At 51.9% G+C, this 25,896-nt stretch carries 26 protein-coding genes; 12 read left to right on the forward strand and 14 right to left on the reverse strand.

Annotated features, from left to right (window positions below; translation table 11 throughout):
• Positions 1–17: 17 nt before the first annotated feature.
• Positions 18–629 carry a fimbrial protein gene (locus tag AC4OVS_RS11245; protein WP_491922408.1) on the reverse strand — a complete coding sequence of 204 codons (612 nt, stop codon included), beginning with the start codon at positions 627–629 and terminating at the stop codon, positions 18–20.
• A 367-nt stretch (positions 630–996) separates the two neighbouring features.
• On the opposite strand from AC4OVS_RS11245, the gene AC4OVS_RS11250 reads away from it, so the two are divergent.
• The 6 genes from AC4OVS_RS11250 (at position 997) to AC4OVS_RS11275 (ending at position 7,289) form a co-directional block, all read left to right on the forward strand.
• The gene (locus AC4OVS_RS11250; RefSeq protein ID WP_022648149.1) at positions 997–1,524 is read left to right on the forward strand and encodes a fimbrial protein; all 528 of its coding nucleotides are present in this window, start codon (positions 997–999) and stop codon (positions 1,522–1,524) included.
• A gap of 44 nt (positions 1,525–1,568) precedes the next feature.
• Positions 1,569–2,252 carry a fimbria/pilus periplasmic chaperone gene (locus AC4OVS_RS11255; RefSeq protein WP_491922409.1) on the forward strand — a complete coding sequence of 228 codons (684 nt, stop codon included), beginning with the start codon at positions 1,569–1,571 and terminating at the stop codon, positions 2,250–2,252.
• A gap of 38 nt (positions 2,253–2,290) precedes the next feature.
• Positions 2,291–4,873 carry a fimbria/pilus outer membrane usher protein gene (locus tag AC4OVS_RS11260; protein ID WP_303756092.1) on the forward strand — a complete coding sequence of 861 codons (2,583 nt, stop codon included), beginning with the start codon at positions 2,291–2,293 and terminating at the stop codon, positions 4,871–4,873.
• Positions 4,873–5,451 (forward strand): fimbrial protein, encoded by a 579-nt coding sequence (locus AC4OVS_RS11265; protein ID WP_491922410.1) that lies wholly within the window; start codon positions 4,873–4,875, stop codon positions 5,449–5,451. Before AC4OVS_RS11260 ends, AC4OVS_RS11265 begins: the two co-directional genes overlap by 1 nt.
• Positions 5,452–5,474: 23 nt before the next feature.
• Complete coding sequence (locus AC4OVS_RS11270) at positions 5,475–6,611, forward strand: type 1 fimbrial protein (protein WP_063145892.1); 1,137 nt, start codon at positions 5,475–5,477, stop codon at positions 6,609–6,611.
• A gap of 120 nt (positions 6,612–6,731) precedes the next feature.
• On the forward strand, positions 6,732–7,289 hold the full coding sequence (locus AC4OVS_RS11275) for an OmpH family outer membrane protein (protein WP_045622668.1): 558 nt from the start codon (positions 6,732–6,734) through the stop codon (positions 7,287–7,289).
• Here AC4OVS_RS11275 and AC4OVS_RS11280 read toward each other — a convergent pair.
• On the reverse strand, positions 7,268–8,656 hold the full coding sequence (locus AC4OVS_RS11280) for an MFS transporter (protein WP_022648143.1): 1,389 nt from the start codon (positions 8,654–8,656) through the stop codon (positions 7,268–7,270). The two genes, AC4OVS_RS11275 and AC4OVS_RS11280, sit on opposite strands and share 22 nt — an antisense overlap.
• 129 nt (positions 8,657–8,785) lie before the next feature.
• Here AC4OVS_RS11280 and AC4OVS_RS11285 point away from each other — a divergent pair, with 129 nt between their 5' ends.
• The 3 genes from AC4OVS_RS11285 (at position 8,786) to AC4OVS_RS11295 (ending at position 10,518) form a co-directional block, all read left to right on the forward strand.
• Entirely contained in the window at positions 8,786–9,715 is a 930-nt protein-coding gene (locus AC4OVS_RS11285) for a LysR family transcriptional regulator (RefSeq protein WP_126314878.1), read from the forward strand.
• A 63-nt stretch (positions 9,716–9,778) separates the two neighbouring features.
• Positions 9,779–10,045 carry a type II toxin-antitoxin system TacA family antitoxin gene (locus AC4OVS_RS11290; RefSeq protein WP_003857131.1) on the forward strand — a complete coding sequence of 89 codons (267 nt, stop codon included), beginning with the start codon at positions 9,779–9,781 and terminating at the stop codon, positions 10,043–10,045.
• Positions 10,033–10,518, forward strand: coding sequence for a GNAT family N-acetyltransferase (locus tag AC4OVS_RS11295; protein ID WP_063139083.1), 486 nt, complete (start codon positions 10,033–10,035; stop codon positions 10,516–10,518). The genes AC4OVS_RS11290 and AC4OVS_RS11295 overlap by 13 nt, the downstream gene beginning before the upstream one ends.
• Positions 10,519–10,543: 25 nt before the next feature.
• Here the strand turns inward: AC4OVS_RS11295 and AC4OVS_RS11300 are convergent, their stop codons facing one another.
• The 3 genes from AC4OVS_RS11300 to AC4OVS_RS11310 form a co-directional block, all read right to left on the reverse strand.
• Positions 10,544–10,975 (reverse strand): hypothetical protein, encoded by a 432-nt coding sequence (locus AC4OVS_RS11300; RefSeq protein ID WP_317579057.1) that lies wholly within the window; start codon positions 10,973–10,975, stop codon positions 10,544–10,546.
• Between the two features lie 204 nt (positions 10,976–11,179).
• The gene (locus AC4OVS_RS11305) at positions 11,180–12,472 is read right to left on the reverse strand and encodes a glycoside hydrolase family 28 protein (protein ID WP_491922411.1); all 1,293 of its coding nucleotides are present in this window, start codon (positions 12,470–12,472) and stop codon (positions 11,180–11,182) included.
• Between the two features lie 104 nt (positions 12,473–12,576).
• Positions 12,577–13,335, reverse strand: coding sequence for a DeoR/GlpR family DNA-binding transcription regulator (locus tag AC4OVS_RS11310; RefSeq protein WP_022648129.1), 759 nt, complete (start codon positions 13,333–13,335; stop codon positions 12,577–12,579).
• Between the two features lie 86 nt (positions 13,336–13,421).
• Between AC4OVS_RS11310 and AC4OVS_RS11315 the strand changes: the two genes are divergently transcribed.
• Entirely contained in the window at positions 13,422–14,006 is a 585-nt protein-coding gene (locus tag AC4OVS_RS11315) for a GDP-mannose pyrophosphatase (protein WP_491922412.1), read from the forward strand.
• 84 nt (positions 14,007–14,090) lie between these two features.
• Entirely contained in the window at positions 14,091–14,849 is a 759-nt protein-coding gene (tam, locus tag AC4OVS_RS11320) for a trans-aconitate 2-methyltransferase (protein ID WP_180250709.1), read from the forward strand.
• Between the two features lie 6 nt (positions 14,850–14,855).
• On the opposite strand, the gene AC4OVS_RS11325 is transcribed toward tam, so the two are convergent.
• The 8 genes from AC4OVS_RS11325 to AC4OVS_RS11360 all read right to left on the reverse strand — a co-directional run bounded on the left by AC4OVS_RS11325 (position 14,856) and on the right by AC4OVS_RS11360 (position 23,826).
• Entirely contained in the window at positions 14,856–16,046 is a 1,191-nt protein-coding gene (locus AC4OVS_RS11325) for a cytochrome c biogenesis protein/redoxin (protein WP_491922413.1), read from the reverse strand.
• Positions 16,047–16,181: 135 nt separating this feature from the next.
• Complete coding sequence (locus tag AC4OVS_RS11330) at positions 16,182–17,477, reverse strand: ATP-binding protein (RefSeq protein WP_032624255.1); 1,296 nt, start codon at positions 17,475–17,477, stop codon at positions 16,182–16,184.
• Entirely contained in the window at positions 17,474–18,214 is a 741-nt protein-coding gene (locus AC4OVS_RS11335; protein WP_023300109.1) for a response regulator, read from the reverse strand. The genes AC4OVS_RS11330 and AC4OVS_RS11335 overlap by 4 nt, the downstream gene beginning before the upstream one ends.
• A 44-nt stretch (positions 18,215–18,258) precedes the next feature.
• Positions 18,259–19,254: an alpha/beta hydrolase gene (locus AC4OVS_RS11340; protein WP_063149957.1), complete on the reverse strand. Its 996-nt coding sequence runs from the start codon at positions 19,252–19,254 to the stop codon at positions 18,259–18,261.
• Between the two features lie 134 nt (positions 19,255–19,388).
• Positions 19,389–19,616 (reverse strand): GNAT family N-acetyltransferase, encoded by a 228-nt coding sequence (locus tag AC4OVS_RS11345; protein ID WP_254909581.1) that lies wholly within the window; start codon positions 19,614–19,616, stop codon positions 19,389–19,391.
• A gap of 11 nt (positions 19,617–19,627) precedes the next feature.
• Positions 19,628–21,835 (reverse strand): peptidase domain-containing ABC transporter, encoded by a 2,208-nt coding sequence (locus AC4OVS_RS11350; RefSeq protein WP_491922414.1) that lies wholly within the window; start codon positions 21,833–21,835, stop codon positions 19,628–19,630.
• Entirely contained in the window at positions 21,835–22,827 is a 993-nt protein-coding gene (locus tag AC4OVS_RS11355) for an HlyD family secretion protein (protein WP_237764330.1), read from the reverse strand. The genes AC4OVS_RS11350 and AC4OVS_RS11355 overlap by 1 nt, the downstream gene beginning before the upstream one ends.
• A gap of 666 nt (positions 22,828–23,493) precedes the next feature.
• Positions 23,494–23,826 (reverse strand): hypothetical protein, encoded by a 333-nt coding sequence (locus AC4OVS_RS11360; RefSeq protein ID WP_074134676.1) that lies wholly within the window; start codon positions 23,824–23,826, stop codon positions 23,494–23,496.
• Positions 23,827–24,270: 444 nt separating this feature from the next.
• Between AC4OVS_RS11360 and AC4OVS_RS11365 the strand changes: the two genes are divergently transcribed.
• Positions 24,271–24,819 carry a GNAT family N-acetyltransferase gene (locus AC4OVS_RS11365; protein WP_023300104.1) on the forward strand — a complete coding sequence of 183 codons (549 nt, stop codon included), beginning with the start codon at positions 24,271–24,273 and terminating at the stop codon, positions 24,817–24,819.
• Here the strand turns inward: AC4OVS_RS11365 and AC4OVS_RS11370 are convergent.
• Positions 24,807–25,721: a bestrophin family protein gene (locus tag AC4OVS_RS11370; RefSeq protein ID WP_199008567.1), complete on the reverse strand. Its 915-nt coding sequence runs from the start codon at positions 25,719–25,721 to the stop codon at positions 24,807–24,809. The two genes, AC4OVS_RS11365 and AC4OVS_RS11370, sit on opposite strands and share 13 nt — an antisense overlap.
• Between the last annotated feature and the right edge of the window lie 175 nt (positions 25,722–25,896).

Genomic DNA, 25,896 nt, shown 5'->3' on the forward strand with positions numbered 1-25,896 from the left:
TGCTTATCATCAGTCGATCAGTTATAAACCATCAGGAAATTGGCATGTGCGTCGGCTTCTCCGGTGCTGACGACATCGGTGGTGGCATTATAATTGGCGTAGAAATTGAGTGTTTTTGAATCTTCCCCTTCGGCAAGGTCGATACTCTGAGAAATATCACCAATTTTAATCTGCGTGTTACGGTCGCTTTCATAGAGTTTAACGGCAACGCCAGTCGCCGTATTGCCATCGCTGTCCACGGAAGAATTTAAACCCAGCAGGGTATTATCATTCGCATCTTTGTTACCATCAAACAACACGGCAACGGTTTTAACGGAATCCGGGCAACCTTCAACTGAGATCTGGAAAGGCGTGCGCGTGGTCTCTTTTTGGGTGGCAAAGTAGCTTGCAGCCCAGGTGCCTAATTCAACGGTTTGCCCTGCTGAGTCGGTGGTGATATTACAGGATGCATCGGTAATCTTACCGGTAAAATGGACTACGCCGCCCGTGCCCTGAGTCCCCGCATCGTTCTCTGGGTTGGTATTAATATTATTGTCGCTGTCACCAGAAGGAAGGCCCGCCAGCGCACTGCCACTTGCCATCATCAGGCCACAAAGGGTTAATGCGATCATGTTTTTTTTGTTGATCATGCCTATTGTTCTCATTCGCTCAAATATGTCAGTCTGGATATGCTGCTAGCAACACTGCCGGTGGCGTTATTGCTCAGAAAAAACAGCGCGAATGCTAACAAAATGCCAATTCAGGCCATAACAAAAGGTTGTCTAAAATTAAATTACTTTATTTTACGAAACTCCGTAACTTTCTTGTAACCTTACTTCGGGTTTGCTGATGTCGTTTATTGATGTTGCGAATCTAATTCCTGCCTGAGGGTTTATATTTGCCTTGTCACAAACGGTGCATTATTCATTGTGAGCTCAGTGGAGCTACTTTGTTATTGTCTCGTCCTGGCAGGAATAAAAATGAAGATATTTATTATTTCTATTGGGATATCAACGAATGAAACTGACTAAAATTGGTGCGACGCTTATTCTGACTTTCTGTGGCGCGAGCGCGGCGACGGCTTCTAACACTATCACATTTAATGGAACGGTGCTCGATCAGGGTTGTGATATTGCCGTTGATGGCGGCACGGCAAATGCGACCGTTGATCTGGGCTCAACGGCGGCAACCGACCTCGCTACAAAAGGCGACCTTGGCGCGCCAAAACAGTTTGTGTTCGACCTGAATAACTGCCCAACCAGCACGACTGCAAATATTGTCTTCTCAGGCCCTGTTGATGCTGTTGCAGCCGATCCATCCTATTTTGCAAACACTGCTACGCTGGGTGCGGCAACCAACGTGGCCGTTCAGCTCAAGCAGGGCGGCTCAAATGGTACCATCGTCAAAAATAATGCAGATAACGATCCTATTACTTTCACCGATGGCACAGCGAGTCAAACCTATACCGCGCAGATGATTGCCACCGGGCAGGCCGTTGCCGGCGATGTTAACGCTGTTATTACCTACAACGTCCGTTATAACTGATTCCGCAGGAGGGGAAACCCTCCTTTTTAGTTTGTGAGTGCATTATGAAACCCATCGCCGCTGTTATTTTTTGCGTGGCCAGCGCCGCCAGCCTGAACGCGTCCGCCAGTATTGTTACCGGGAGTACGCGGGTTATTTTTGACGGCTCCCGCCAGGCCGCCTCTTTGTCCGTTGAAAACTCTGACAAGGTTACTAACCTGGTACAGTCGTGGATTAGCCCGGCTAAAGGCAGCCCGTTAAAAAAAGAAAATATGATTATTACGCCACCGCTATTCCGTCTGGAAGCCGGGAAAAAAGCGTCAATTCGTATTGTGCGTTCAGGTTTACCTGTTCCGGAAGATCGTGAATCGCTGTTATGGCTGAACGTGAAAGGGATCCCCGCTACCGACGGTAGTGAAGGTAAAAATACGATGCAAATTGCCATCAACTCAAAGATTAAGCTGATCTACCGTCCGGCAGCATTACAGGGGCAGACGCCAGAATCCAGTGTGGAAAAGCTTAAGTTGAACCTGACCGCGAAGGGTTTACAGGTCAATAACCCGACACCTTTTTATATGAACTTCTCACGAATTGAAATTAATCACCAGGCGTTAAGCGGACAGTATTTTGTTGCGCCATTCTCCACGTTAAGTATTTCTGAAGGTGTTATGTCACCTCACGGCAAAGTAACCTGGTCGCTTATTAATGATTATGGCGTGAAAGGCCCGGACAAAGTCACCTCATATTAATCGACACCGTAAGTCTCCCGCACGGATACAGGGTTACAATGGAAAAAGTGAAACAAACCTACGTCCTTTCTTTAGGGCTCGGGCTCAGTGTTGTCTTTAGTTCTTTCAGCGCACGTGCGCAGGAACATTTCAACCCTCATCTTTTGGAAACAGACAGCGCAGAAGTGCCAGCAATGGATCTCAGTCTGTTTGCCAAAGATGAGGTGCCGCCCGGGGACTATAACGTCGACATTTTTATCAACGGCAATCTGGTAGACAGTAAAACCCTCTCTTTTCGACGGTTGAAAAGTGCCCCTACGTCAGACCGCACAGGGGTATGCTTAAACGTCACTCAGCTGAAAGCCTGGAACGTTCGTGTCGATAACTATTTTGGCGAACAGGAAAAAGCCAGCGAATGTGTGGATCTGTATGCCATCCCAGGCGCGGACGAAAAAATCGATCTGGCGCAGCAGCGTTTCGACCTGATCCTGCCGCAGGTTGCTTTATTTAACACCGCAAGGGGTTATGTTTCACCGGAGCGCTGGGATGAAGGGATCACCGCGGGTTTACTTAATTACAGCGTCTCAGGTCAACAGGATCTGCATCAGCGCAACGGCACCGACAGCAGTAATCAGTTTCTTAGCCTGCAACCGGGGCTGAACGTAGGCGCCTGGCGCTTTCGCAACTATTCCACCTATACCCATTCCGAATCCGAAAATGACTGGGATTCCGTGTATACCTACGCCTCACGGGATATTAAATCTCTCAAAAGCCAACTGGTGCTGGGACAAGGAACCACGCGCGGCGGCATTTTTGATAGCGTTGGTTTTACCGGTGTACAGATGTACTCGGATAACGATATGAAGCCGGACAGCATGCAAGGCTTCGCCCCGGTAATACGCGGTATAGCCCGCAGCAATGCCGAAGTGACGGTATACCAGAACGGTCACAGCATTTATAAGGCTACCGTGCCGCCGGGGCCGTTTGAATTCAGCGATATGTATCCGACCGGCAGCTCCGGCGATCTGCAGGTGGTGATCAAAGAGTCCGACGGTACGCAAAGTAGCTTTATTGTGCCTTACGCCACGCTGCCGGTATTGCAACGTGAAGGTCAGGTGCAGTATGGCCTGGTGGCGGGCAAAACCCGTCAGGACGGGTCGGGTTCACGTGCAGAGGATTTTAACTTTATTCAGGGATCAGCGGCCTGGGGCGTCGGAAAAGGGATCACGCTTTACGGCGGCTATATTCAGGCGGAAGACAATTATTCCAACCTGATTGCCGGAACCGGTTTTAATATGGGCAGCGCCGGAGCGCTCTCATTTGATATTTCCCAGTCGTGGGCGGATATCCCGCAGCCGGACAACATGCGACAACAGGAACACCATAGCGGCCAGTCGTATCGCGTGCGCTACAGTAAGACGCTTCAGCAGACCAACACCGATATTGCCGTCGCCGGTTATAAATTTTCAACCCGGGGTTATCTTTCGTTTCAGGACTTCCTCAATGACTGGGATCCGGGCAATAGCACTATTGATAATGGCCGGGAGCGAAACCGTTTTGATGTGACAATCTCACAGACGTTGCCTTTCGGCACCCTGTCACTGAGCATGTACGACGCCTCTTACTGGAACAGTGAACATGCGGACTCCATGAACCTGGGCTTCAGCAGCACGCTTGGACCGGTGTCGTACTCGCTGAACTATGCCCACTCTAAAAACGTCAATGGCGGTTACAATAACGATTCCGATAACTACGACGACGATAACGTCTTCTCGCTTAACCTGAGCGTACCGTTCAGCGCCTTCAGCCACAGTGAAGCGGCCCGGTCTGTTTCGGCTAACTATTCGATGAACAGTAGTAAAAACGGCGATACCACGCACAACATCGGAATTTCCGGTACCGCGATGCAGGAAAACCAGCTGAACTGGCAGGTTTCAGAAGGCTATAACGCCGATTCTGAAGCTACTAACGGCAATGTCACTGTGGGTTATCAAAGTACTTATGCCGATATGTCCGCAGGCTATAGCTACGACGATTACAGCCGACGAGTGAATTACAGCCTGCGCGGGGGCATGGTGCTGCATCGCGACGGTATCACCCTGGCGCGTCAGCTGAACGATAGCGTAGCGCTGGTTGAAACACCGGGTGTTTCCGGTATGCCGATCAACGGGCAGACGAACGTTCATACCGATTATTTCGGTAACGCCATTGTGCCGTACGTTCGTCCGTATCACAGCAATTCGATCTCACTCAACACAGTGGATGCCAGCGATACTTCTGCGGCCATTGATAACATCGCCAAAACCGTGGTGCCGACCAAAGGGGCGGTAGTACGCGTGAAGTACAACACCTGGATTGGACAAAAGGCGATGATGACGCTGACCTACAACGGTAAACCGGTGCCGTTTGGCGCAGTAGTAACACAAACCAGCGGCGAGTCGGATGACACGCGCAGCAGTATTGTTGGCGACGGCGGGGAAGTGTATCTCGTCGGGCTCGCCGGGAAAGGGCGGTTAATTGTTAAGTGGGGGGAGGCGGCGAACAAGCAGTGCGCCGTTGATTACACACTTGCCGGCGCAAAAACAGAGGCCGATATTTTATTCATCAACGGGGTTTGCCATCCCGTATCGGGAGCAAATTAATGTCACGCTTCATTATTCTCCGTTCCGGCCTTAAATCGCTCATCGGCCCGGGAATGGTATTCATGCTGAGCGTGTCGCCGGCAATGGCGTACACCGATCGCAATGATATTAAGTTCCATGTCACCGGAAACATTATTGATGGCTCATGTAACGTCACCAAACCGGAGGCAGTCGACCTCGGGAAATATTACTGGAAAGACTTTGCCGTAGCGGGGGGGAACACAGGAAATGTGCCAGTGACCATCGCGTTTGACAGCTGCACCGCAGGGTTAAGCCAGGCAACGGTTACCTTTACAGGCGCACCTTACGCTGAAGATCCGGCTTATGCTTCTGTCATTTACGCCAATCAGGTGGCGGCAGATGCAGGCGGCGCGACCGATGTCGGCCTTCAGTTGTTTATCCGTGATCACGAACATCCCATCAGCGGTGTCGCGCTGGCCAACGGCGTGAGCTACCCGGTTGCGCTCGAAAACCAAACCGGCGCGATGACTTTTACTGCCCGAATGTATACCCCACATGGGACCCCAACACCGGGTGCATTCAGCAGTGCGATTACATTGAATGTTGTTTATAACTGAGCTTAAGTGAGCAGACTAATTTCATGTCAAAATATTTATATTATCTGGTGTTATTGCTGGGGACAGTCCCACTATTAAGTCATGCAGCCTGTAACCGGGATAACGGCGATGATGTTACCGTTACGACGATCCCATTACCCTCGAAACTGTTGGTCAGTGCGAAAAATTATACCTTTGGCGAAGTGTTATACGATTCCGGATATATCAGCGGGACGGATGGGGATGTCACGATTAAAAACTGTAGCAGGGATTATTACGTAGGATTTCATTATAACCCGACTCATTTAGCATCGGCGTCGCCGGTAGGAGATAATATCTACCCGACCACGATACCGGGTATCGGCATTAAGACCTACACGCTTAACCAGGCCGGTCCGTATGATTATGAACGTGCGGTTGATAACTCATGGCAGTCCGGCGATGGCGAGAGCAGCCATACGCTGGCGGGCTCGGCCTATCGTGTGCAGTTGATTGCGACGGGGGGTACAATCCCGAGCGGTAATCTGGCCCTTGAGAGCGGCAAACTGGCGACGGTGGAATTTCGTGAAGGGCAGAGCAGTTCGGATAACGGTGATAATGCGTCAGAAGTCTATTTGTCAAATACGCAGATAGAAGTCTATGCGATGGGATGCTCAGCATCCGTTTCTTCCCTGCTGTTTAATATGGGCGATGTGGATACCTCTGCGTTTGATAATCTTAAGATGGTGGAAGGACCCGAACAGGATGTTGGTCTGAGCTGTCAGCCAGGCACCAACGTGACCATGACCATCAACGGGCCGCTTGCCGAGGGCGACAATGATAATGGCTCAGTGATTGCCTTAGACCAGACTGAATCGGGTACAACGGCGACCGGTGTGGGGGTCGTGATATCAGCCTATCAACCGGCGCTACGCAGTTTTACCTACTGGGCCATTGGTCAGGAGGTACAAGCTTTTAATTCCAGTCGTGTAAAAGCCGCATCACAAGGCAGTGGGCTTGGTGCCGATGGTACCGCGATTTCTGATATCGGCTCCGCAACCACCTATAGCGATCCGGCAAATACAGGCGGGGCCGGAGAGTCTGAAACCTTACGTTTTAAAGCGTGGTATTACAAAACCAGTGACGTTGTCACGCCAGGGCAAGCAAATGCCACTGGGACAATCACCCTTAAATATAATTGATACCTTTGATCATGACAGGGGGTAGCGCTGCGGTTTATTTTTGTACACCTCTGCGCTACCGTTATGTGTTTCTGTCGTGTACATTTCCTCTGCGACCCTATTTATTCGGTGGAACTGACAATGATTACTAAACGGTCTGAGCCACGCTTTTCAGTCATTCTGTTAATTTTTGTGTGTCTTGTAGGATTATATTCTTTTAACGGTCACCTTAAGCCTCACGCCGGACAAAAAGGGGTTGCATGTATTTCTTACAAGCGGATCCTGCGTGAATCACCGTTACTGGCACAGGAAAAAAAGCAGAACGAAATACTTCTCGCATTAGCTAAAAAATCCGCGCTTGAAGTTGAGAAAAAATATTACGCTCTGCCAGAACCCTTGCGCCGTGAAATGAAAGCGATCGATGATATGAGTAAAAACACGCAACTGCGGGCAGAGCAGGGTCGCCTGCGGCATATAAGCCAGCGAGTCATATCTGATACCGTTGAAAAATACAGAATAGATCATCACTATTCGGTCGTTTTCAATAAAGATAGCGCCTCTACAGTGGATTATGGTCACGACATCAGTAATGAAATCATTAATGAATTACAGCATGTAAAAGTGGTGTACGGGCCGCGCCCTAATTTTGAAGATGCGACCCGGGAGCTTTTGCTCGCTCAACCTGTTTCCGCAGGATGAGTGATTTTACGCAGTCGGCTCGCGCTGACGATGACCGCTACGGCAGAAGCCGCCGCAGCGATCCACAGTGCAGCATGAATTGCTCTCTCATTTGTCGCCAGCAGTACGCCCACAGCGGCGGTCCCCAGACACTGCCCGAACGTGCGCATAATGGATAACACACCGGATGCATAGCTCGCATAGTCACGACTAACGTTTGAGAGCATTTCCCGGTTATTGGGACTCTGAAAGCAGCCAAATCCCATCCCGCAAACCAGGCTTCGCAGGCAGATATCCCACATCGAAGGGCTGGCGGGTAATGTTGCCAGCAGAATCAAACCGACGACAAAAATCATCAGCCCCAGAGTTGAAATCACCGGGGCGGAAATCGTGTCCGCCCACCGGCCTGCATGCGGCGCAATCAGCACGATCCCGAGCGGCCACGGCGTAAATAGCAGGGCAGAAATCACCGGACTGTAGCCGTATTCGCTCTGAAACAGGAAGGGCAGCGCAATAAAGGTGATACCCTGGCTGACAAAAGCAATCATCGACGTTAAGGCCGCGAGGGTAAAACGTTCATTTTTAAATATGGCTGGCGGCAGTAAGGGGTTATCCGTGCGGCGGATCTGCCAGATAAAAGCCATGCCGCTCAGCGCAGCGAGAACCGTCCAGCAAAGACTACCTGTGTGATAAGTAGCATCCTGGAGGCTGTTCGCCGCCACGATCGTCGAACCCAACAGCAGCGCCGACAATATGGCGCCCAGGGTGTCAAAGGGCGCTTGCTTTCGAACCGCATCCCGCGGCAGCGCTTTGACCGCCAGCAGCAAGGCGAGGGTGCCGGGAAGAACGTTTATCGCAAAAAGCCATTGCCAGCTCAGGGTGTGAAGGATCGTACCGCCCAATACCGGGCCGATAGCGGAGCTGGAGGCGATGAGCAGGGCGTGCAAACCCAGAATGCGGCCAAGCAATCGTCCGGGAAATACGGACCGAAGTATCGCGGGAGCAATACTCAGCGTCGCTGCGCCGCCGATCCCCTGAAGCACGCGCATACCGATAAGCACTTCGGGCGTTTTCGCCAGCGCGCAACCCAGCGATGTCAGGGTAAAGGTCGTCAGGCCTGCCAGAAATACGGGGCGATAACCCAGGCGGGCCGCAAGCGCCGCGAATATCGCCAGCGTCATTGCAGCCGCCAGCAGATACCCGTTGGCGAACCAGACGGCATAACTGGCTGGCACCTGTATCTCCTGAGCCATGGAGGGCAGGGCAATATTGATCATGGTGCCATCAAACACGCCCATTACCGTGGTGGTCATTATCGCGGCCATCACCCGTGCGCGCGTCGGGCCAGGCAGTCCATCGTCGCCGGGTTGGCTGGAAAAAAGCATCATCTTGTTGTCCTTAGAGAAGAGTGTGTGGATGACAAAACTATAAAGATGGCTTTTGCAGGGCGGAAGGCGCACCATTTACACTTTATCGTTGCATGAAACGCCTTATCTGAATATGCAGGGTGGAAGGAGATGTCCGAACCCGATTTTAATTTGCTGATAGCACTCGACATATTGCTGAGCGAAGCGAGCGTGGCAGGCGCGGCACGTCGTCTGAACCTCAGCACCTCGGCAATGAGCCGGACATTAAGCAGGTTACGCGACGTCACTGGCGACCCGATTCTGGTGCGCGCCGGACGTAACATGGTACTGACCCCGTGGGCCGAAGCGACCCGGGACCGTGCCAGGCGTGCAGTGCACGAGGCCAGGGCGGTATTACAGCCCTCAACTGAAACGTTCAGCGCGCGAAGTCTGGCGCGACTTTTTACCATCAGGGCAAACGATGGTTTTGTGGTGGCGTTTGGGCCTGCGCTTATAGCGGCTGTGGCCGACGCCGCGCCGGACGTCTGTATACGCTTTGCGCCTAAGCCGGAAAAAACATCGCGCTATCTTCGGGAAGGGCTGGTTGATCTGGAGATTGGCGTCCAGAGTAATATGGGGCCTGAAATACGGCTGCAACGACTGTTTGAGGATCGGTTTGTGGGCGTCGTGCGTAAGGGGCATCCGCTGGCTAAGCAGGCAGAAATAGGGGTGAAGGATTATGTCGCCTGGGGCCATGTGGTAGCGTCACCCGAGGGTGCACTGCACGGATCCGTTGACGATGCGCTGGCCGAACTCGGAACAAAACGTAAAATCGCGAGCGTCGTACCGGGATTTCCGACGGCGCTGTCCGTGGCGGTGGCATCGGATCTTATCGCCATGATACCCGCTCTCTATTTACTCAATCAGCAGGTAACGGACCAGGTACAGGTTTTCGAGCTGCCGTTCAAAAGCCGTCTAATTACGGTATCACAGATGTGGCACCCAAGAATGGAACGCGATCCCGCGCACCGCTGGCTGAGAGAGCAAATTCTTGCGATATGCAGAGTGAAGAAGTCAGACATGATTAAGGGACCTGTATAGCGATTGCTATACGCGCCGCTTATGCTATGCTTGTAAAGCAATTGCTATACAAGAGGTATACCCATGAAATCAGATGTTCAACTCAATCTTAGAGCCAAAGAATCCCAGCGGGCGCTTATCGATGCCGCCGCAGAGATCCTCCATAAATCACGTACTGACTTCATTCTGGAGATGGCCTGTCAGGCAGCCGAAAATGTGATCCTCGATCGGCGTGTATTCAATTTTAACGATGAACAGTATGCAGAGTTCATTGATATGCTTGATGCCCCGGTCGCCGACGATCCTGCCATAGAAAAACTGCTGGCAAGGAAACCTCAGTGGGACGTGTAACCCCCCCAGAGCCCTTATCCAGCGTCCATCAACTGGCGGAGTTCGTCAGTGGAGAGGCCGTGCTTGACGAATGGTTAAAACAAAGAGGTCTGAAAAACCAGGCGCTTGGCGCAGCGCGAACGTTTGTCGTTTGTAAAACGGGCACAAAGCAGGTCGCGGGATTTTACTCTCTGGCTACCGGCAGCGTTAACCATACGGAAGCGACAGGTAATTTGCGGCGTAACATGCCGGATCCCATTCCCGTGATTATTCTTGCCCGTCTGGCTGTCGATGTCTCAATACGCGGAAATGGGTTGGGAGCCGATTTACTCCAGGATGCGGTTTTACGCTGTTATCGGGTAGCAGAGAATATTGGGGTGCGGGCGATCATGGTTCATGCACTCACTGAGGACGCCAAAGCGTTTTATATCCACCATGGTTTTAAAGCATCGCAGACTCAGGAACGGACACTGTTTCTCAGGCTTCCTCAGTAGCGGCGGGATTTTATGGAATGAATGTTCAGCCCGTCTGGCTGATAAGCTTGCGCCAGACTCTGTTATGCAAAGTAAATAGCAGCATCTTATAGAAAGCGGTAGAGAGGATACAGCTGCCGCTAAGCCCAAGCATGACAATACTTACCAGTGCCGCGGTCAGGCTGACGCCCGGAGAAGAAGTACCGCTCAGCGCAGCCAGCAGATAGGCTGCCGTTAATACCAGGCTTAGCACCGCCAGCGTAAGATGTAACCGCACGGCGCGCATGCTACCTTTGCCAATCATAAACATCGTCACTCCGTTGATGCCGGCAAAGAGCAGGGCGATCAGCACAACCCACACGAAAACGCGCTCTGCTGGCTGGCCGAGCGCGGTAAGTACGCCATACCCCAGCCACAGTTGCGGAATGGTGAAACTGACAATCACCCCGAGCGTACTAACCGCTGCCGGAATACCCATGGTATGAAGCTCGTCAGTTTAGGCAACCGACTGATTCATCGGTAAGCTCCTGAAAGAGAGGAACTCATGAACTAAAGAATAAACTCACCGAATTTAACATAATATACATTATGCGCACTTAGATTGAATACGAGTAAATCCAGCCAGTTCAGACCCATCCTTGTTCTGCTCATTCCGCGCATCATGTCCCTCTGTTCTGTGCCATCAACGTTCATAACTGTCGTTACGGTCTTGCGTGATCTCCACGGCAGTCACCTGTACATCCTTAAAGCGCAGCCCATCCACACCAGAAATTTTCCCGAACTCTGACGCGTCAATCAAAATCCCCTCCAGCGTTAACCCGACCACAGGACGCTCCGGATATCCCTCGATGAAAAATGCCCGCGAAAAGCATTTGCTGTCTGATCGACGCGCCGTCATATTTTTAATCGTCAGTCCGCTGACCGCAGTAAGACCGGCTTCGCCCTCAACACCTTCAGCCAGTTTGCGCCAGTGTGCTGGTTTATCAGATAAATTGCTCTGGTCGCCATAGCTATACTGCGGAAACCAGTTCAGTTGGATCAGCACCGGAAAACGCACGTCCGTAAGCCGTAGATTTTGTACGGTGATATCACGGATAAATCCACCCCGGTTGCGAGCAGATTTAATGCGAAACCCGACGCCCGTTCCGTTAAACGCGTTATCTTCTATCAGGACGCGTTCAATGCCACCTGAAGTTTCACTCCCCAGTGTGATCCCGGATCCCTTATTCAGCGTACATCCTCGAATCACTATATCCCGCGCGGCACGAGCTTTTTGCGCCGCTTCGCGTCCTCGTCCAGATTTGATGCAGATATTGTCGTCATTGCAGGACACTATGCAGCGTTCAATCCGCACCTGTTCGCAGGAGTCGACGTCAATCCCGTCGGTGCTCGGCCCCGCAGAATTGCTGATTTGCACGCCCTCAACCGCGATATGGCGCGAATAACAGAGGTGCATGTTCCAGAATCCGGACTCCCGACTGGTAAAATCACGCAGCAGAATGCTCTGGCTTTCAAAGACCAGAATATTGCGCGGGCGCTGACAGTCATAATCAACAACCCAGCGCAATCCTCTTGCGCTGTAATCGCCGACCATGCCGCTGCGCTCGTCATCGCCCCAGTAGCGTTGCCACCAAATTGCACCCTGCCCGTCTATCGTGCCTGTACCGGTAATGCTGACGTTTTCACAATCGATGATATTAATAATGCCTGCCGGCCAACGCATATCAATGCCGGCTACCCGGGTATTTATCAGGGGATAATCAGCCAGATCCTGGCTTCCAACGAGCTGTGCGCCAGCGTCCAGGCGAAGTGAAACACCGCTTTTCAGAAACAACGCTCCGGTCAGAAAACGGCCTTGCGGAATAACGATGACATCGTTCTGTTGAGCACTTTTTATGGCCTGCTGAATGGCGGACGTTGCCAGGCGTTGAGCGGTTGGGTCCGCGCCATACGCCAGAATGGAGATCGCTTTCATGGCTTTTCCTTAAACAGATGAAAGCCTTAGTCTAGGAATCCGCGTGATGGATAACCTTTGTCTGTTTGACAGCCACGCAGGCAGGCTGGCAAAAAAGCGGATATTTACTGGCTGGCGATCACCGCAACGCCCTTTTCTTTCATAGCGTTGACCCAGCGTTCATCCGTTGTGTTTTCAACAACGAGCGTATTCACCAGCGACAAATCGCCAATCACAAACGCCGAGGCCGTGTTGATCTTTTCCGGTGAGGCCAATACCACCGTTTCCGCCGCTCTGCCGGAAAATGCACGTTTGATGCATGCTTCTTCATAATCTCCGGTTGTCAGCCCGGCCTCAGGATGCACGCCGGTGACACCCATGAAAAACAGATCCGCATGAATATTGTTGATGCCTTCAATAGCGGCCGCGCCGACCGTGACGATGGAGTGTTTATACAAACGACCGCCAATCAGGATCACCTCTATGCACGGATGGTTGACCAGCCCCAATGCAATACCCGGGCTGTGCGTCACCACGGTTACCCGCAAATCTGGCGGCAAGAAGGTAATAAGTTCTGAGGTGGTCGTCCCGCCATCAATGATCACCACCTGCCCCGGTGAAATGAGCTGCGCGCCCCGACGTGCCACGCGTTTTTTTGCATCCATTTTAACGGACTGACGCTCGGCAAAAGGCGCAATCGCTGAAGATGCCGGAAGCGCGCCGCCGTGGACACGCTGCAAACGCCCTTCTGCCGCCAGTTCACGTAGATCCCGGCGGATAGTGTCCTCAGACACCGAGAAAAAGAGGCTGAGCGCAGTTGACTGGACCTGGCCTTCCGCCTCCAGCTTTTCCAGAATCAACTGTTTACGCTGACTTGTGAGCATGAATTATTCCTGATGTTGCACGATAATTATTGTAATTACACGAAAATGCTGTTTATGATGCATACTCTACGAGAGGAGAGCCAAACGTGCAATCAAAACGTGCAGATATACGCATCATCAACAGCGAAACGTTGTCCGACAACTGGTATAACCTGAAAAAATACACTTTTGACCTCCAGCGCAGCGATGGTGACTGGCAGCGGCAAGAGCGTGAAGTGTATGACCGCGGGAATGGCGCGACGATCCTGCTCTATAATCGCGGCAGCAAAACAGTCATTCTTACACGTCAGTTTCGTTTCCCTGTGTTTATCAATGGTCACGAAGAGGATCTCATTGAGGCGGCTGCCGGGTTGCTCGATAACCTTGACCCGGAAAGCCGGATTAAGGCCGAAGCGGAAGAGGAAACCGGGTATAAGGTGACGCGCATAGAGAAAATTTTTGAGGCCTATATGAGCCCGGGCTCCGTTACCGAAAAACTCTACTTCTATCTGGCGGAATATCACCCGCAGGATCGGACCAGCGCGGGCGGCGGCGTTAAAGCAGAGGGGGAAGATATCGACGTGCTGGAAATGACGCTGGACGACGCGCTTCGTGGCATCGAGAATGGCCAGATCGTCGACGGTAAAACCATCATGCTGCTGTATCACCTGGCCCTGAAAGGCATTTTATAATCTCACGTTTATCCGGATACCTGCCCCGGCGCAGGTATTTGCCTGTGCTATTCTTGCTGAACACCTCAACATGGAGATGCGAAAATGGCCGACTGGGATCCTTCTCTATATCTACAATACAGCGCAGAACGCACACGTCCCGCCGCTGAGTTACTGGCCCGGGTGCCGCTTGCTGACATAACCTCTGGCGTGGATTTGGGTTGCGGGCCAGGCAACAGCACCGCGCTGCTGAAACAACGCTGGCCTTCAGCGCAGATAGCCGGTGTGGATAACTCCCCGGCGATGCTGGAGGAAGCCCGACAGGCCCTGCCAGACTGCCACTTTGTTGAATCGGATATCCGTCACTACAAACCTGACCAGCCTCTCAGCCTGATCTACGCCAACGCTTCCCTGCAATGGATCCCGGACCATTACCACCTTCTGCCGCATCTGGTTTCACTGCTCCAGTTAAACGGCGTGCTGGCGATACAAATGCCTGACAACTGGCTTGAGCCGACGCACGCCCTGATGCGTGAAGTTGCCTGGGAACAGGGCTACCCCGATCGTGGCCGCGAGCAGCTGCCGGGTATTCATGCCTACTATGATATTCTGACGGATGCGGGATGCGACGTGGATATCTGGCGCACCACCTACTTTCATCAGATGAGCTCTCATCAGGCGATTATTGACTGGGTCAGCGCGACGGGGTTACGGCCGTGGCTACAGGATCTCAACGAGAGCGAGCAGCAAAAGTTTCTGAAACGCTACCTCGAGCTGCTGGAAGAGCAGTATCCGCTCCAGGAGAACGGGCAGATACTGCTGGCTTTTCCGCGCCTGTTTATGGTTGCTCAGCGGGTTCCGTAAGCCGAATCAGGAACGCGCTTCCTTGAGCAAATGCTGAATTACAGCCTCCTGCTTGTCGTAGTTGCCTTCGCCAAACGAGGTGTAACGCAGTTGCCCTTTCGCATCGAAATAGTAATGTGCTGGCCAGTACTGATTACCGAACGCGCTCCAGATTTTGTAGTTATTATCCGTCACTACGCGGTACGGCAACTGCCATTCGTTGACCGCGTTTTTCACCGATGATAACGGCTTTTCCCAGGGGTATTCAGGGGTGTGGACGCCAATCACCACCAGACCTTGTGACTCATATTTTTTCGCCCAGTCTCGAACATGCGGAAGGGTATGCTGGCAGTTGATACAGTCCCAGGTCCAGAAATCGATAAGCACAACTTTCCCCCGCAAGGCCTTAGACGTGACAGGGTCACCGTTTACCCAGCCCGTACCGCCGCTTAATGTCGGTAGCTGGCTGCTCGGCATTGCGTCAGCGGTCGGTCGCAGTTTCACCTGCGTGGAGGTTGGTTGCGCAAGGCTCAAGAGAGCGTTTTCCAGCTGGTCGGTAATACCGCTGGCGCCTTTCAGGACCGACGTCATTCCTGAGGCGTTGAAAGCCACGGCGGCTAACATCATCACCCCTGCGCCCTGACGCAGACGCTCCATCAATGCGGATTTGGCTCTCAGAGGGGTTATCAGCTTACGGCCCCCCGCGACAAGCAGCCCCAGCATCAACGCGCACCCACTGCCGTAAGCGGCTAACAGCGCTCCGGTTGCGATGGCCGAGTGGCCAGTAATGTTAATGCCGAAGATCGCCCCGAGAATCGGTCCTGCACAGGGGGACCACAGAAGTCCAACGGCCAGCCCTGCCAGAAAAGCCGAAAACATGCCGTGTCGCTGAACGCTGTGGGTGTTAAGAACGTTCCCCGCGCTGACCGCCGGGCTGGCAATGCGCTGAGCGAACTGCGGGAAGATCAGGGCCAGGGCGGCAATGCTCAGTACCAGCAGCGCAATCCAGCGACCGATAACGGTGGCGTCAGCGATCCAGTCACTGGCAACCGTTACTACCATCGCCACAAACGTGAACATCACTATCATTCCCGCCAGAAGCGCCAGAATGTGTTTGCGCTGCCCCTGAAAGCCGGCGAACAGCAGAGGAATAACGGGAAGCGTGCACGGACTGAGCAGGCTAATCATGCCGCCTAAAAAAGCGATTATCAGAAACATAACGACCTCACGATACAGTTGCTGCGAAGGTGCAGTGAGGTCATTTCACCCTGCGAATGTGTTCAGGCCGTGTGCAAAAAACTGAATTTTGTCTGCCTTCGTATCCGCACGGCGCGCAGATACACAGGCGTACAATTAAACGCGCGGAAGAGTCACGCTTACGGCCAGCCCGCCCTCTGCCCGGTTTGCAAGATGCAATTTCCCGTCAAGCTGGGCGGTGAGCTGCGCGGCGATGGCGAGGCCTAACCCGGTGCCGCCCGTTTCGCGGTTGCGCGACGTTTCAACCCGGTAGAACGGCTGTAACACCGCCCCCAGTTCTGCCTCCGGGATGCCGGGGCCGTTATCCATAATGCGGATCGCTACCTGCCTTTCATCTTCATCAATCTCTATTACCGCGCTATGGCCAAACTTGAGCGCATTATCCAGCAGATTGGTCATTACCCGGCGCAATGCCTGGGGGCGGGTGACGATCGGCAGACGTGTACTGCGTGCATGAAACTGCACGTTTTTACCAATGTCCTGATAATCACTGGCGATGCTGTTAACCCACGCGTTTAGCTCCAGCTTAAGCGTGGTCTCTTTCAGTGATTCTGATGACCGGGCATAGGCAATACCTTCTCGTACCAGGCGCGACATATTATCCAGGTCGCTCAACAACTTATCGTGGAGTTCGGGCTGATCCGCCATTTCGACCCGCAGCTTCATACGCGTGATGGGCGTCTGAAGATCGTGAGAAATGGACGCCAGAATCTGCGCGCGTTCACGCAGATAAGTTTGTATCCGCGACTGCATCTCATTAAAAGCCTGCGCCGCCTGTCGCACCTCAACCGGACCTTTTTCAGTCATAGGAGAATGGGCCGCAGGATCGAGGGAATCAACCGCGCGCGTGAATTGCAGGAAAGGCCGGACAACCTGGCGCACGGCAATCCAGGAGCAGAGCGCGACAAGTAACAACTGAAGAACCAGCACCACGGGTAACCAGCTGGCGACTGGCGGCATGCGCGGGATCAGATCGATAGTGAGCGGTGCGCCGTCGCGGAGCGTCAGATGGGCCTGAATGTGGGAAACAGGCCCCGGCACTGCCGTAAACTGGAGCGGATATTGAACTGAAAGCGTCTCTTTCAGGGTGCGAATCGCATCCCGCGAGCGCTTGTCCGTTGGCGCAGCGCCTGCCTCGCCGGGACCAAGGATATAACGATAATTACCGCGACCGAGCCGTTCCAGCCACTCTGGCCGCTCTTTGGCCGGAAGCCGGTCGAGAATGGCCACGCTGGTCGCCACGTCATTCTCAAGATTGCCCAGCATAACCGTGCGCGCGCTGTGCATTCGCTCAACCATGACCAGCGTCAGGCTGAGCGCGTTAGCCAGCAAGAGTCCAAGCAGCACAATGATCAGCAGCCGGGCCAGTAAGGTGCGGGGCCACAGCGTCATTCATTGGCCTCGACGATGGTCACCGGCATAGTAAAAACGTAGCCTTCGCTGCGAACGGTTTTAATGTAGGCTGGCGAGCGGGCATCTTCATTCAGGCGCTGTCGCACGCGGCTCACCAGGAGATCAATCGAACGCTCAAACAGCTCGGCATCACGTCCCTGCGTCAGGTTCAGCAGTTGATCGCGGGTCAGCACCCGTTGAGGATGATCGAGAAATACACGCAGAAGGCGATATTCCGCCCCGCTGAGCGCCACAACCATCCCCTCGTTATCAATCAGATGACGCGCCACGGTATCCAGCTGCCATTCACCGAACACCACCAGGCGCCCTGCCTCGGTCACCTGAAGATTAGGCGGCATAGTACGAAAACGGCGCAGGATAGTTTTGATACGCGCCAGCAGTTCGCGGGCCACAAACGGTTTTACCACATAATCGTCGGCGCCCATCTCCAGTCCCAGGATCCGGTCCATGTCCTCGTTGCGCGCGGTGAGCATCAGGATCGGCAGATCCTTATGCCTGCTGCTGCGCAGCTGTCGACACACCGTCAGGCCATCATCACCGGGCATCATCACGTCCAGCACCACCAGGTCGATGTGCTGTTTGTCGAGCACTACGCGCATCTCTTTCCCGTTCGCCGCGCCAGAGGCGTGGTAGCCGGATTTCACGAGGTAATCGACAATCAGTTCACGAATATCCCTGTCGTCATCGACGACAAGGATGTGATCAATATGCTCCACCGCAGGCTCCTGATTAAGAGGTAACGGATTGAAAATAGCACATATCAGAGCTTATCCGCGTCGACAACGGCTTTAACAAAGTTCTGCGGATCTTCCTGCGGCGGGTTGTGGCCAACTGTTGCGCCGAAAGTACGGTGCTCATATTTTCCGGTGAATTTCCCCGCATAGGCTGCGGGTGCAGGATGTGGTGCTCCGTTGTTACCGCCCTCGATGGTGATGGTCGGCACCGTAATGTTCGGTAGCGTAGCCAGTTTCTGTTCGTAGGCGTCATATTTCTGCTCACCCTTCTCCAGCCCCAGACGCCAGCGGTAATTACTGAGCGTGACGGCAACGTGGTCCGGGTTATCGAGGGATTTGGCGCTGGCATTGAAGGTGGCATCGCTGAATTTCCAGTCAGGCGAAGCCTGGGACCAGATCAACCGGGCAAAATCGTGTGTATTTTTAGCATAGCCTTCCGCCCCGCGCGGCGTAGCGAAATAGAACTGATACCACCACTGAACTTCTGCCTTCGGCGGTAAAGGCTGTTTGCCAATCGCCTGGCTGCTGATCAGGTAGCCACTTACCGAGACCAGCGATTTCACCCGTTCCGGCCAGAGCGCCGCAACGATATCCGCCGTACGTGCACCCCAGTCATAACCGGCAAACACCGCCTGTTTGATATCCAGGGCGTCCATCAGGTTGACGATGTCTTTCGCCATTGCCGAAGGCTGGCCGTTTCGCGGCGTTTTATCAGAAATAAAGCGCGTGGTGCCGTACCCGCGCAGGGACGGCACAATGACACGATACCCTTTCGCGGCCAGCGCGGGGGCCACTTCAGCGTAGCTGTGAATGTCGTACGGCCAGCCATGCAGCAGGATCACCGGTTGCCCCTCTTTCGGCCCGATATCGACATAACCGACGTTAAGATCGCCAGCGTTAATCTGTTTTACCTGGTTGAAGGCCGACGCGTAATCCTTGCCCATCGCTTCCGCCTGACAGGACATCACGGTGCCAAGCGAAACGGTCAGGGCGACTGCTGAGTATGCGAGTTTGTTAAACATGATGTTATCTCCGGGTGAGTTCAGTTGACGGAGATATAACACCATGCGTTTGTATAAAGGATGTGTGCGGATGCGGTTTTATTGCATACCTGTGTATGTATCACAGACGCAGATACAGTGTGATACAAACCCGGTTAAGGGGTGATTCGGTACCGGACGTAATCGTCGGCTTCACCATAGTGGTCATACAGCTTACGCGCCGGATTGTGCATGCGGGTTACCCAGTAGAGTTTTGACCACCCTTCCCGCTTACCCTCATCGATCAGGGCGTCGATAAGCGCTTTACCCGCCCCTGCGCCACGTTCGGCAGCGTCAACAAATAGATCTTCCAGATAGGGGTAAGTTTGGATATCGAAAATTATGTACGTTAAGGTTAATTTTTTGCCATCACGTCATTAGTATATTCACAAACAGACTCGCCATTATTGACTGTATGCTGGAGATTCAGCTCCGTTAAGTAGCCGTCTGCCAGATACAAAACCCGGTCTGCAGAGGCTATGGTTTCCGGGCGATGGGCTATCAGCAGAACAGGAAGCCCCAGTTGACGTAAGGTCTGGCTTATCCGGATTTCACTCTCAACATCAAGGTGGCTGGTCGCTTCATCCAGTAACAGGAATCCCGGTTTCTTGTACAACGCCCTTGCCAGCAGAATGCGTTGTTTTTGTCCTCCGGAAAGCCCTCCGCCGGTTTCACCAATCAGCGTCTGATACCCCATCGGCATTGCCATAACATCGCTGTCGATAAGTGCCAGTCTTGCGCACTGGATCATTCGTTCATAATTTCGGTCATCACTGAAAAAAATAATGTTATCTGCTACAGAACCTTTGAAAAGATGGTCATCCTGCAGTACGGTACCGATACGCTGACGAACCTGAAAATAATCCGGATGCGTATGCAATATGCCAAATGCCCTGATCCTGCCCTCATCAGGGATGTGGATCCCAAGGATAAGCTTCACCAGTGTCGTTTTCCCGCATCCGGATTTACCTGTAATGGCAACGACTTCTCCGGGATTGAGTGTCAGCGACACCCCGCCGATTATCGGATTTTCCCCTCCCTTGTGGCTGAAGATGATGTGCTCAAGTACTAGAGGAGCATGAGCATATTCATCCATCTCCCTGCGGGATACAGAAGGAATGTGCGAAGCGTTGTTATGCTCACGAAAAGGCTGTTGCTGAAGGCCTTCTGTCGGGGTCAGTACAATATCAGCCAGTCGTTCGTTGTAAACATCGAGCATACGCCAGGAAAAAAACTTATCAGTCAGGCTACTGATACTGGAAGAAAAACGCGTCTGATAGGATAAATAAGCAACCAGCATGCCGACGGTGAAGGTACCATTCAATACCTCCCCGGCGCCTTTCCACAAAATGATTGCTGATACCACGCTGCCGGTAAGAGTGTGAGCAATGTCATAGCACATCAGCAGACGGCTCTGACGCAACTGCGTATTTCTGCGGGCAACGTTGAGATTCAGCCAGGCGGCCTCACGATGTGCCGTCACACCGTTAATTCTCAGGCTGAGGATCCCGTTGAGTGTTTCAAGAAAATGCCCGGACTCCTTGGCACCTGCATCCCAGGCATCTTCTGCCGACTGTCGAAGGGACGGATACCACAGTGCCCTCAACACACCATAGAAAATGGCTGCAAGTACGGCGATCAATGTCATTTCAGGACTGTACAGCAGCATCATGCAAAGCGCAGTCACCACGAGCAACACATCCAGAATACCTTCCAGCACTTGCGTAGTCAGCGCCTGCTGGATGGTATCTACCGCCTCAAAACGAGCATTAATACTCCCCTTACTGCGTGCATCAAACCAGGCCAGAGGAAGATGGACCAGATGATGGAAAACCCGTGCTGTCCACTGCATGTTAAAATTGACGGACAGTGTAATACTCGCCCACTGGCGGGCCAGTGACAGCAGCATCTGGGTCAGTGACATCAGCAGAAGCGCAATAATAATGACGGTCAACAAACTCTGGTCGGCAGCCACCAGGACTTCATCAATCACCAGCTGGTTGAGAAGCGGGCTTCCCAGTGTCAGGATTTCGAGTGCCACGGCAAAAACGATAATTCGCGACATTGCCGACAACAGACCCGGTGTTTTACCTGTCAGTTGGCGCAGATGGATTTTTTTCCTTTCATCCCGAGCGGTAAAATCACTGGCTGGCATCAGCTCCAGCGCGACGCCGGTGAAATGTTTTCCAGCATCCTGTAGGGAGAGCGTTACTTTTCCCTTTTCCGGATCATGAATAACCAGCCTGCTTCCGCGAACTTTATGTAGCACAACAAAATGATTCATGTTCCAGTAGAGAATACACGGGAGAGAAAGGGATCTTAGGTCCTCAAGCTCCAGCCGAACTGCCCGGCTGGATAATCCGATACCGGCCGCACATTCAGTCAGTCTCTGCAGGGTCATCCCTTGTGAGCTGATACTGAAACGTTCGCGCAGTGTGGGTAAGTCTGTTTGCAGACCATGCCAGCAGGCCATCATGACCAGGCATGCCAGACCACATTCCGCTGACTCTGTCTGTCGGGTGAGAGGAAGCTGTTTTCTCCCGGTCCATTTGAGTGTATCCATCACAGCTTTCCTTTCAGGCTCCAGAGCGGCTCAGTCAGCCACTCCCACAAATTGCGGGTATCCAGGCTGACATCCCCCTCAAGAACCATGCCGGGGCGCAGGGCTTCCTGTTTCCCATAAGCCAGAATAAAAGTATTTTCAGGTTCAACGATGACGCGGTAATGACCTTCATTCTCCTTCCAGGTCACAGGAGATACGGAGAGTAAATCAGAAGATGTCAGCGTTGTATGGCTTATTTCACGGATAGTCCCGTACTGCACACCAAACTTCTGATAGGGGAAGGCAGAGAACCGCAGGGCAACACGCTGCCCCGCCTGAATAAAGCCAGCATTCTGACTGGTAGCATAGAGTTCTATCTGCAAACGGGCATTGTCGGGAATGAGGGTCATGACAGGTTCAGATGCCCTGACAGACTGTCCCTGTCTGACCAGCACGGCAGCAACGGTTCCGGATACCGGTGAAGTCAGCGTGAAATTTTCCTTACCTGCCAGTTCGTCCTGCTGTTGCCTGATAACCTGCAACTGCCTGTCCATTTCAGCCTTCCGGCTTTCACCCTGAACGATGAGATGGTCAAGGTCGTCTTTAGCAGCCTCCATCGCGGTGTGCAGTTGCAGAAGCCCCTGACGCTGATCCTCAACGTTTTGCTGTGACGTTGAAACGTCAATCTGCTTCTGCTGGTATTCGATATCTGATACGTAATGCGTATCAGCAAGTTTCTTATAGCGCTCCATAACAGACACGGCCAGCGCAGCCTGATGCACGGCAAGTGACAGACGCTTTTCTGCACTTTTAACCTGAGGTTTCAGGGAAACTATTCGCTGTTGTATGGCATGCTGCTGCTGACTGTTGTCACGCAATTCCAGGGTCTGTTGAGAAGTCAGCATTGTAAACTGAGTTTGTAGGGAAAGTCTTATAGCAGCGAGTGTACCTGCCCCCTGTTCGTTGAAATGTTCAAACTTCCTTAAGTAAAAAAATATACAAGAAAAATGCAATTGAAAATTCCGCAATAAACAATAAGAAAAATGACACATCGAGAGTAAGATAGCGGAGGGTTATGGATGGCGATAACGTAATTATTATTGAGATAACAGACGCAATAAAAAGAACAATTACGTTTTTCTTACTATAAATGAATGGATAGACATGCCTAAAGATTATCATGTTCAACCTATTATTAATTCATATTTTATATAAGAATCAACAAATATGGTTATGATATCGTAATCATTTTTTGATATCATGCACTTTAACTTCAGTGAACATTTGTAATGATTCCATTCTGCAACACAACAATTTTTATCGGAGTGTACTTTATTTACTTTTAAACCTATTCATCAAGTTAACGCCCCATCGAGTTACTGCTATTAATACAATCAACGCAATAAGAAACCTTGATATAATCCCTGGCCGTGATACTTCGTTAAACTCAAGAACTTCAGCGTATTTCAAAAGGGTAAATGCGATAATGAAAAAAAATAAGTAAATTAGGAAATTTAAAAATTGTTTCATGCTTAACCCGATACTTGTGATTACATTAACTTTATCAAAAATAATAGCTCATCATGACTACTTCGAATAATCATTAAATATCGAAACACCTAGAATAACATTCAGTTATAATGAGCTTTTAAATTATTATCACACACAACTCAAATTACTTACCAACGGCATTGTCCGGGGCCGTTGTAATTATTACTTTTATCTTTACTACCACGATCTGAAAAACTATCTTTTGTGCACTGGCCAGCTATAGCTCCACCAATTACCCCAGCGGTCATACCCACTGGCCCCCCAGGAGAGCCGGCGATTAGACCACCGATGATTCCTGCGCCGCATGAGTCAACGCCCTTGTAAATAGAGCCATTGTTTCCTTTTGAATTACCAGATTTAGAGCTGGTGTTACGACTACCGGCACCTTCATAATTACCGCTTCCATTGCCGCCACTTACTAATGCTATCTCATTAAGGCTTATTGCTCTTATATTCGACATAAATCATCTCCATTTAATTTAGTTTTGCATTTTGTGCTAAAAAAATATCTTACATTACTTAATGTAAAGAAAGTGTATTTATGTAAGCAAATGTAAATAAGCTATTGAACTTCGTAAACCGTAGCTCCATTTGGGAGCAGTTCAGCTCCTGCATGGGCAGGCCTATAACACGAAATCGACCTGGAGGTACGGTAATGTTCAGGCATCTTTTCTGACGTCCAGCGCGCAATCACTTCTGCGTCGTAACAGATTTTACAGCCATGGCGCATCGCTTCGTTACGGACGTGCCAGAGTGTTTCGGCTTCTTCGGGCCTGGCTTTTCTTGGCATTACATACTCCTTTATGGATAAATCTGAATAACAAAAGCACGACCAACTGGAATGTGATATTGATGAAATATCAGAACCCAAACAAATGATAACGCTCAAATATGGAGATCACCGGATGACGATACCCACGCTTACGACAGAACGCTTATTACTTAAACCCCTTGTTGCCGCCGATGCCGTCCAGATCCAGCAACGCTATCCGCGCTGGGAAATTGTCCGCTATATGGTGGCTTCAGTCCCCTGGCCCTACCCGGAAAACGGTGCAGAAAATTATGTCAACAACGTTGCACTGCCCGACATGGCCAAAGGGATTGCGTGGTTCTGGACGATTCGCCGTCGCGAAGCGCCTGACGAACTGATGGGGTTGATTTGCCTGTATGACGTGGAGGACAACAACAGGGGGTTCTGGCTCGCGCCGGAATTTCAGGGCCAGGGATATATGCGTGAGGCGAGTATCGCGGCAACGGATTACTGGTTCAATACGCTTAACAAAGCGGTGTTACGCGCGCCGAAAGCGGCGGCCAACAGCCGCTCCCGACGTATTTCAGACAGCAGCGGCATGCGACTCATCAGGACAGAGAAGAAAGCCTATGTCAGCGGCCTGCTGGATTCGGAGCTGTGGGAAATCACCCGCGACGAGTGGAATGCCCGTCAGGTCAGCTGATAATACTTATCCGGCATTAGCCTTTCAGGGATGTTCTCTTCATCGTTCATCTGCAACAGATCGCGCTCCATCATGTTGCAGATGGCGTCCAGCGGCAGATCGTTATCTTCCGTCCCAAACGGATCTTCCAGCTCTTCCGCCAGCGTATCAAGCGAGATAAAAGTGTAGGAAATCAGCGCAGAGACAAAGGGCGTCATGTAATGCAGATCAACAACCAGCGCAAACGGCAGCATGATGCAGAACAAATACACCGTTCGGTGCAGGATCAGCGTATAGGCAAACGGGACTGGCGTATTGGCGATACGCTCACAGCCTGCCAGCACGATGGACATATCGTTCAGGCGGTTGTTGAGGCTGTGAAACAGGATGTCTGAAAGGTACCCGCTGCGCCGCCGTACGGCCAGCCACTCCCCCATGATCAGCAGGATACGGTTCGCCGGCGAGTTGGCATCCATCACTTTGCGTAAATCGTCTGGAGCCAGATAGCGGGACAGCTGATCGGCATTGGTTTCTCTGCGCAGTGTCATACGTAGACAGTTAGCAAACGCGATTTGCAGGCGGACAAACTCTCCAAGATGTTTATCATCCGGCAAGGTGTTTTTTACCTCGCGAAACAGCGAGCGCGCCGCTATCATCAACTGCCCCCAAAGCAGGCGCGCCTCAACGTAGCGCGAATAACAGGCGTTATTGCGAAATCCCAGGAAGATGGCGATAGCCACGCCCAGAATGCTGAACGGCGCGACGGTAAAGCGGATACCCAGCGAGGTGTACCACGGCAGCATGACAATCACGGCGATGGAAAGCAGGAAGTTAAGCAGCAGTCGGGTATAAATTTTGGGAAGTACCGAACCATGCCAGACAAAAATCAGTTGCAGCCAGTGCTGTTGAGGACGAACAATCATAATCAGCTTCAGAAAAGTAAAGAGCGCGGCTATTAAACGTGATCCTCATCACGGTTGCAAGCATGTTAATAGTTCATTGCATTTTCTGACCTGTTAAGCCCTGACCGCACGGTGCTGCCTGTGCTTTTTAAAAAAAGGATGTATAGTATGTTGTAACTAATACTGTTCTGTAAAA

Source organism: Enterobacter sp. 4974935 (genome assembly GCF_058661735.1).

Coding starts and splice junctions, on each gene's coding strand:
- AC4OVS_RS11245 (WP_491922408.1), bottom strand. CDS start 629: ATGATCAACAAAAAAAACATGATCGCATTAACCCTTTGTGGCCTGATG.
- AC4OVS_RS11250 (WP_022648149.1), top strand. CDS start 997: ATGAAACTGACTAAAATTGGTGCGACGCTTATTCTGACTTTCTGTGGC.
- AC4OVS_RS11255 (WP_491922409.1), top strand. CDS start 1,569: ATGAAACCCATCGCCGCTGTTATTTTTTGCGTGGCCAGCGCCGCCAGC.
- AC4OVS_RS11260 (WP_303756092.1), top strand. CDS start 2,291: ATGGAAAAAGTGAAACAAACCTACGTCCTTTCTTTAGGGCTCGGGCTC.
- AC4OVS_RS11265 (WP_491922410.1), top strand. CDS start 4,873: ATGTCACGCTTCATTATTCTCCGTTCCGGCCTTAAATCGCTCATCGGC.
- AC4OVS_RS11270 (WP_063145892.1), top strand. CDS start 5,475: ATGTCAAAATATTTATATTATCTGGTGTTATTGCTGGGGACAGTCCCA.
- AC4OVS_RS11275 (WP_045622668.1), top strand. CDS start 6,732: ATGATTACTAAACGGTCTGAGCCACGCTTTTCAGTCATTCTGTTAATT.
- AC4OVS_RS11280 (WP_022648143.1), bottom strand. CDS start 8,656: ATGATGCTTTTTTCCAGCCAACCCGGCGACGATGGACTGCCTGGCCCG.
- AC4OVS_RS11285 (WP_126314878.1), top strand. CDS start 8,786: ATGTCCGAACCCGATTTTAATTTGCTGATAGCACTCGACATATTGCTG.
- AC4OVS_RS11290 (WP_003857131.1), top strand. CDS start 9,779: ATGAAATCAGATGTTCAACTCAATCTTAGAGCCAAAGAATCCCAGCGG.
- AC4OVS_RS11300 (WP_317579057.1), bottom strand. CDS start 10,975: ATGGGTATTCCGGCAGCGGTTAGTACGCTCGGGGTGATTGTCAGTTTC.
- AC4OVS_RS11305 (WP_491922411.1), bottom strand. CDS start 12,472: ATGAAAGCGATCTCCATTCTGGCGTATGGCGCGGACCCAACCGCTCAA.
- AC4OVS_RS11310 (WP_022648129.1), bottom strand. CDS start 13,335: ATGCTCACAAGTCAGCGTAAACAGTTGATTCTGGAAAAGCTGGAGGCG.
- tam (WP_180250709.1), top strand. CDS start 14,091: ATGGCCGACTGGGATCCTTCTCTATATCTACAATACAGCGCAGAACGC.
- AC4OVS_RS11325 (WP_491922413.1), bottom strand. CDS start 16,046: ATGTTTCTGATAATCGCTTTTTTAGGCGGCATGATTAGCCTGCTCAGT.
- AC4OVS_RS11330 (WP_032624255.1), bottom strand. CDS start 17,477: ATGACGCTGTGGCCCCGCACCTTACTGGCCCGGCTGCTGATCATTGTG.
- AC4OVS_RS11340 (WP_063149957.1), bottom strand. CDS start 19,254: ATGTTTAACAAACTCGCATACTCAGCAGTCGCCCTGACCGTTTCGCTT.
- AC4OVS_RS11350 (WP_491922414.1), bottom strand. CDS start 21,835: ATGGATACACTCAAATGGACCGGGAGAAAACAGCTTCCTCTCACCCGA.
- AC4OVS_RS11360 (WP_074134676.1), bottom strand. CDS start 23,826: ATGTCGAATATAAGAGCAATAAGCCTTAATGAGATAGCATTAGTAAGT.
- AC4OVS_RS11365 (WP_023300104.1), top strand. CDS start 24,271: ATGACGATACCCACGCTTACGACAGAACGCTTATTACTTAAACCCCTT.
- AC4OVS_RS11370 (WP_199008567.1), bottom strand. CDS start 25,721: ATGATTGTTCGTCCTCAACAGCACTGGCTGCAACTGATTTTTGTCTGG.